Here is a 371-nt window from a genome sequence, read left to right as displayed (position 1 = left end):
GCTCAAGGTGTTGTGGTGGAGCGGCGATGGCATGTGCCTGCTGATGAAGCGACTCGAGAAGGGGCGCTTCATATGGCCTCAAGCCGATGGTGGCGTTATTTGCCTGAGCCCGGCGCAACTATCGATGCTGCTCGAAGGCATCGACTGGCGGCAACCGACGAGAACGGCACGACCGACTTCAGCGTTGTAAACGTCGTTGCCTGCGCGTAAACTGCTCGCATGACGCGCGCGAACTCACTTCCCGACGATGTCGAAACGCTGAAGGCCATGCTGCTCAGCCAGGAGGCAGCACTGCGCGAGCGCGAAGCGCAAATGCTCAAACTGCAGGAAACGGTCGACTCGCAACAGGCCGCGTTGGCTTCACGCGCAAC

At 60.6% G+C, this 371-nt stretch carries 1 protein-coding gene; it reads left to right on the top strand.

Annotated features, from left to right (window positions below; all coding sequences use genetic code 11):
• Positions 1-31: 31 nt before the first annotated feature.
• Entirely contained in the window at positions 32-190 is a 159-nt protein-coding gene (tnpB, locus tag P0D80_RS51425; protein WP_408296708.1) for an IS66 family insertion sequence element accessory protein TnpB, read from the top strand.
• The last annotated feature ends 181 nt before the right edge of the window (positions 191-371 follow it).

The organism is Paraburkholderia sp. RL17-373-BIF-A (assembly GCF_046030175.1).
GTDB lineage: Bacteria > Pseudomonadota > Gammaproteobacteria > Burkholderiales > Burkholderiaceae > Paraburkholderia.
This window is presented reverse-complemented; position numbering and strand designations above follow the sequence as displayed.

What these genes read in the sequence shown, in the direction of transcription:
- tnpB (WP_408296708.1), top strand. Translation starts at nt 32, where the DNA reads ATGTGCCTGCTGATGAAGCGACTCGAGAAGGGGCGCTTCATATGGCCT.